Below are 6000 nucleotides of genomic sequence, written 5' to 3'. Positions count from 1 at the left end.
CGGGCTGCTTTGTCAATACTGAGCAATATTTCATCACTAAGTGCTAATTTTCTCATTCTTTTCCTTTCACAATTTATCACTATTTGCCAAATACAGAACTTCTTCTGTTTAGATTTGGATAGTGACTTTTTTTCTGAATAAGTGGGAAAAATAATGCTCATTTTTGAACCTATTTTTACCCCGAAAACGGCATTTGGTCACTGCGGTACCGGCTGTGGTATATGCCGTTAATTATCCTATTATAATACAGGTCATTTCAGAAATTCAAGAGAAATCGTGTGCTTTTGTGGAAATGGTGAAAATTGTCTGCTGTCACTGCTTTTTTACAAGATTCTTTCTTTTTCAATGTTTTTTTCATTTACTTAATTCGTTCCCATATACCTATCTAAGTATTCTTCCACCGTCTCCATCCACTGTCTGCTTATTTTATTATCATTTTGTAGTCCATGTCCTGAATGTGGAAGCACATAATATTTGTAATCAACATTGTTTTCTTTCAGAGCTGCCTCAAGTCTCTTGGATGCTTCAAATGGTTGAACATGATCACATGCTCCATAGGCTACCACTGTAGGAATTGGGTTTTCGCATACCCAGTCTGCTGCTGAAATTGCCTTCATTTTTGAGGCATAGCTTCCATCAGCTATCTCATTCGGAGTTATTTCTGAGCCACTCATAACACTGAATAAACCAGCCCCTGCTGTTCTTGATTCATCGTTGTCCACTCCTAATCCAAAGATACCCCAGTCCTCTACATAAAAGCTTGATGGTCCAACTGCTCCAAAGGTAAACACAACCGGCACAGGAGCCTCATCCGCATCTCTATAAGCATAAATCATTGCAAGTGTATGTCCGGCTGAGCCACCGGCTACTGTCATTTTATTTATGTTATATCCATTTCTTTTTGCTTCTTCAACAACCTGTGGAATTGCAGCTTTTATTTCATTAGATTCTTGGAGTACGCTTGCGTTATTGAATTCTGTCCGTAAAGTATAGTTAATCCCTGCGGCTACATATCCTTTCTTACATAACCATGCCAGCATTTCCTCGTCATCCGATTTATCACCGGAAGTAAATCCACCTGCATGGATATAAACCACAAGTCCATAGTTTGCTTTTGATGAATCCTTAGGTAAATATAAATCATATTTGTTCAATTCCCCTTCTCCATATGAAATACCAGTAAGCTTTGTTCCTATTTTCTCACTCCACTTCATAGAATAATCTGCCATCCAAGAAGGCTGTATTAACAGTTTTGATAGAATACCTATAATAAAAGCCCCAATAAACACTAATATTCCAATCCAAATAGGCACGGTTTTTTTCCTTCTTTCCCTTTTTTCTTTGTTTTTAATCATAAGATGTTACCTCCAAATAAAGTTCCACCGAGCAACAGGTTCATAAGTGCTCTTACCGCTAACCTTCCAAGTACAAATGCAACAATTGCAATGATTCCAATTATGATGATTCTTTTTACTTGTATTGACATTTCACGCCCTCCTGTATGAATATTGATAAAAATGTATTGACTTTTCGTCGAGACGATTGTATCATCAAATTGATGTTGAGACAAGTGTCTCGGCAAAAATGAGACACTGGATAGGAGTTTGTATCAGCATGAATAATCAAGAAAAAAACACATATGTACGTAACCAAATACTTACAACTTTACTGGAAATGATGAAAACCGAAAGCTTCAACTCAATTACAATAAGCGATCTTGTAGCAAAAGCAGATGTTGGGCGTGCATCCTTTTACCGAAATTACCGAACAAAAGAAGACGTCCTGCATGAAGAAGCAGAACGCCTAAAAAAAGAACTTAAAACCATTCGCAAGAACGATAACCCTTATGATGTTCGATTAATCTTAATCCGTACTTTGGATTTTTATAAATTACATACGGACTTTTACATAACATTATATAACTCTGGTCTTAAGCAAATGATCCAAGATTCTATTGTTGATGAATCATTGATATCAGACAATCAGCCAGCTCCTCTTGCATATACCGCATCCGCTTTTTCCTATCTTATTTATGGTTGGATAATCGAATGGATCAGACGTGGAATGAAAGAAACAAGTGATGAGTTGATTGCTATGTTTGAAAATAGTTGAACAAATTATTATTCTCAAAAAGCAAAATTGCAGTTATCCCTATTACAAGGATGAGCAACAGAACAGTTACAGTAAATCCAAATAACTTTAATACTTTAAAAAGCATCTTTTTCGTCATTAATTCGTCTTTCTTTTTTCCCCAATCCTTCCGGCTTTGATTTCTTCTTCAATGAACGGAAGCTTTTTATCCAGATCATAAAGCACTGATAATCCCAGGCAAACCAGGCAAATCACGGTCGGCATCCAAATGTAGAGCAGCTTGATGGCGTGAATTGCACTGGTTGGCTGTACAGCCAGAGATGCATCAAATTTTCCTGCATCCAATACGAATCCCAGGATGATCGTTCCCAGTGCAGATGACAGCTTATTTACAAAAGAGAACGCTGCATTTCCCATTCCGATTGCTGTCACACCGCTCTTCCAGGTTCCATAAGTAAGTGTATCCTGCAGAAAGCTTCCCGCAGGTGCCGCAATGAAACCAAATCCAATTCCCACAATTGCAGAAGCTGCAATAACAATCGTCTTTTCTAAAGTAATCTGCGGCAGAAACCATCCTACAGCACTGATTGCAAGCCCTATAGCCATGGTATTTCTTTTTCCGATTTTCGTCATAACTGGAAGAGCAAGAATAATACCCACTAATAAAACGATATATAACACAGAAGCCAATGTTCCCTGAAGACTGATATCCTCCATTACATATTGCGCAAAATATACTGTCGCGCTGGAAGCATAGCTCATTAGAAAATAGAATCCCAGGCACATAACCAGACATAGAATCCAGTATTTGTTGGTAAACAGAGATCTGATTGCTGTCCAAAACGGCACTTCTGCCTCCCGATGAACGGTTTCTTTTTTCTCTTTTTCCTGTTTAGTTAAAGTATCCTCTGTTTCCCGGCTTTCAGAATCGGAAACATTGTGGATCCGTTCCCTTGTCAGCAGAAAAGCTAGTACTGCTGCAGCTGCATAAAACACCAGATAAACCAGTATCGTCAGCGTAAATCCTCTTTGTGTGTATGTTTCTCCGCCACCAAAGAACTTACAGATTTTCATAAAGAAATTCGTAACCAGAATTGTAAAAACTGTATTGGAAATCATACTCATGACTCCTACGATTCCTCTTGACCTGGTATCCATGGTCATAAAACCAATCATGGAAGAATGTGCAATCGCATTGGCAGTAAAACAGACCGTTGAAGCAAGATTATATGTAATGAAAACATAAACATATTTCCAGGTCTCTGATAATCCCGGCGGCATCCAGAACAGAAAAAGCATACACATGGACAACGGCAGAATCATCCGCAAATACCACGGTCTTGCCTTTCCATATTTGCTTTTGGTCTTGTCAATGATACGTCCCATCAGGATATCCGATACTCCGTCAAAGCATTTGGAGATAGCCATGACCACGCCTACCTGCGTCAGACCAAGATATAATACATTAGAATAATAAATCAGCAAAAAAGCGGATACAATATATCCGGCAATATTGGTTCCTGCCCCGAAAAAATATCCAAGATAATCCGGAAATCTCAATTTTGCATCCGGAGATAAATCTCTTTTCTTTCTTATCATGATTTCTCCTTTACCACACTTTTCTTCCATATGTGCTACTATTGCACATTCAACCTTATCTTACTGATATCTTTGATTGGTTCTTCCATAAAAGCAATATCAAAATAATCAAGCGTCCTGATATCCCCATGAAAAAAACACTTCATTTCACCAATTCCCGGAAGATCTACCACATTTTTTGTCTGAGGAACCTCGTTTTTCAAAAGAAGCATCATGTGGGAAAGATACTCTTTGGGAATCGCACAGCGGTCATGGGCAGAATACATCACATCAAAATCTGCTGTTTTCAGATTTTCGAGAGAGGCGCAGAATTCTTCAAAGCTCACCTGTTCATGCAGTCCGTAAAGAAGTCTTCGTGCACAGGTATCTCCCGAAAGCAGCACTCTGCATTTTCTGTCAAGAAGCAGAATACTTCCCGGCGTATGTCCCGGGATGTGAAAAACTTCCAGCTCCCGTCCGCCAAGGTCGATCACATCGCCGGCTTCCAGCCCATGGATGATCGGACATGGTTCCACAGGTGGAAATCCCAGCATTCCTTTTTTCAGTAAAAATTTATCTTTTGTATTCATCCAGACATCCTGATACTGGTTCAGATAAAACGCATGGTCGTAGTGCCCATGGCTCAATACAAGCTGCACCGGTTTACCGGCAAGCTTTTCCGCATACGTCTTCAGTTCCGGTGAATTCACTGCCAGATCCAAAAGAACCGCCCTTTCTTCTCCAATAATCAGATAAGAATTCGCAGTTGCATTTCCCGGTGCCAGAGATTTTCCATCTTCTGTAGGCCCCTGTTCCGGATCAGAAATCAGATAGATTCCCTGCGCAATCTCTACATGAAATAATCTTGCTGTGTTTTTGTTTTCTTCCATAATATTTCCTCCACATTAAAATGAATCCATACAGTTTAAATGACTATCCGTAATCCGCTTTATTTTTCTGATTCGGTTAACTTCCAAATACAAGTTCCTCAACTTTCTCGCTGATATACGAACCTGAACCTCCAAGATCTGAACGATTTGTCATAAAAACAGCTTCCAGTTTTTCATCCGGACAAACAAAAAAATGTGTTCCGAATGCTCCACTCCACCCATAAGTTCCCTTATGTGCATAACTTCCCGAAAGCTCTGGATTCTGTCTGATTTTAACGCTCAGCCCCCAGGTAAATCCTGGTTCCGGTTCCAGATGCTGCTTCTGAGCCTCTGTATGCATCAGACACACTGTTTCAGGTTTTAAAAATTGTTTTCCCTGATACATTCCATTACTGCAAAGCATCCTCGCCATATGTTCATAATCCGTAATCGTACCATACAGTCCGCCGCATCCGGCTTCATACCGATAAGCACCATGCCGCAGAAATTCCTGCGTATCCTCTTTCGTATCCGTTACATCTACCAGTTTGTTTCCTTTCCGTTTTACCAGCCTCACCAGACGTTTTTCTTGCTCTTTATTCGGAAAAAAGGTGGTATCCTTCATTTCCAGAGGTGCAAAAACTTCTTTCCGCAGATATTCTTCAAAGCTTTTTCCAGACACCAGACTGACGATATATCCCAAAATATCAAAGCCTGCCATTGGTGAATAACCGGTATCTGTCCCCGGCTGAAAATCCAGGATATAAGAAGTGTAACGCCTGATACGTTCTTCCAGGGATTTATCCTCCGGTTTCATCTTCATAAAGGAAAGCAGCCCCACCCAGCCCTGTTCCAGACCGGAAGCATGGGAGAGCAGATCACGAATCGTAATCTCCCGCTTTGCCGGTTCAGTCTTCACTTTGTCCATGCGGAAAGTAAGAACATTCCACACCATCTTTCGTTTTTTCAGATTCTGACTTATATAACGTGGATCGCAGCAGACGGGAAGCCCGGCAAATTCAGGAATGTATTTTGAAACTTTGTCATCAAGTCTGATTTTTCCTTCTTCTATCAGTTTCATAACGGCTACACCTGTCACACATTTCGACATGGACATCAGACGGTACATGGTATCAAATTCAATTGGTCGGCTATGTTCCAGATTTTGGAATCCCCACTTGTTTTGGTATATGATCTCATCTTTTTTTCTCACAATCAATGCTCCACCGAGCATTTCCTTATTGGAAATGTAGGCATTCATTACTCTTGAAATATCCTGTGTTTCCATTTACTCTTCATCCTTTTCAACTTCAGTATTAATCAAATCCTTCTTACTATAGTCTTGTCTTTCTACAGAATATATTATTATTTTTATCCCAAATTGTAATCATTCTATTTTGTTTACATATCATATAATCTTGTTTTAATCCGACTGTATTGGTCAGATAGATCAGCACAAAAC

General features: G+C 39.6%; 6 protein-coding genes. 1 reads left to right on the top strand and 5 read right to left on the bottom strand.

Annotated features, from left to right (window positions below; genetic code table 11):
• Nucleotides 1-362: 362 nt before the first annotated feature.
• Nucleotides 363-1355, bottom strand: coding sequence for an alpha/beta hydrolase (locus DWZ38_RS20405; RefSeq protein WP_173717428.1), 993 nt, complete (start codon nt 1353-1355; stop codon nt 363-365).
• The gene (locus tag DWZ38_RS23215; protein ID WP_264293730.1) at nt 1352-1486 is read right to left on the bottom strand and encodes a hypothetical protein; all 135 of its coding nucleotides are present in this window, start codon (nt 1484-1486) and stop codon (nt 1352-1354) included. Before DWZ38_RS23215 ends, DWZ38_RS20405 begins: the two co-directional genes overlap by 4 nt.
• A 128-nt stretch (nt 1487-1614) precedes the next feature.
• Between DWZ38_RS23215 and DWZ38_RS20400 the strand changes: the two genes are divergently transcribed.
• Nucleotides 1615-2112 (top strand): TetR/AcrR family transcriptional regulator, encoded by a 498-nt coding sequence (locus tag DWZ38_RS20400; RefSeq protein ID WP_173768397.1) that lies wholly within the window; start codon nt 1615-1617, stop codon nt 2110-2112.
• A 117-nt stretch (nt 2113-2229) separates the two neighbouring features.
• On the opposite strand, the gene DWZ38_RS20395 is transcribed toward DWZ38_RS20400, so the two are convergent.
• From DWZ38_RS20395 to DWZ38_RS20385, 3 genes are all read right to left on the bottom strand, one after another.
• Nucleotides 2230-3690 (bottom strand): MFS transporter, encoded by a 1461-nt coding sequence (locus DWZ38_RS20395; RefSeq protein ID WP_173768399.1) that lies wholly within the window; start codon nt 3688-3690, stop codon nt 2230-2232.
• A 38-nt stretch (nt 3691-3728) separates the two neighbouring features.
• On the bottom strand, nt 3729-4559 hold the full coding sequence (locus tag DWZ38_RS20390; protein ID WP_117855094.1) for an MBL fold metallo-hydrolase: 831 nt from the start codon (nt 4557-4559) through the stop codon (nt 3729-3731).
• 76 nt (nt 4560-4635) lie between these two features.
• Entirely contained in the window at nt 4636-5826 is a 1191-nt protein-coding gene (locus DWZ38_RS20385) for a serine hydrolase domain-containing protein (RefSeq protein ID WP_117855092.1), read from the bottom strand.
• Nucleotides 5827-6000 lie beyond the last annotated feature (174 nt).

The sequence above is a fragment of the Ruminococcus sp. AF31-8BH genome (assembly GCF_003460605.1).
Classification (GTDB): domain Bacteria; phylum Bacillota; class Clostridia; order Lachnospirales; family Lachnospiraceae; genus Blautia_A; species Blautia_A acetigignens.
Note: the sequence above shows the minus strand (reverse complement) of the source record. Positions and strands in the feature narration are given on the sequence as shown.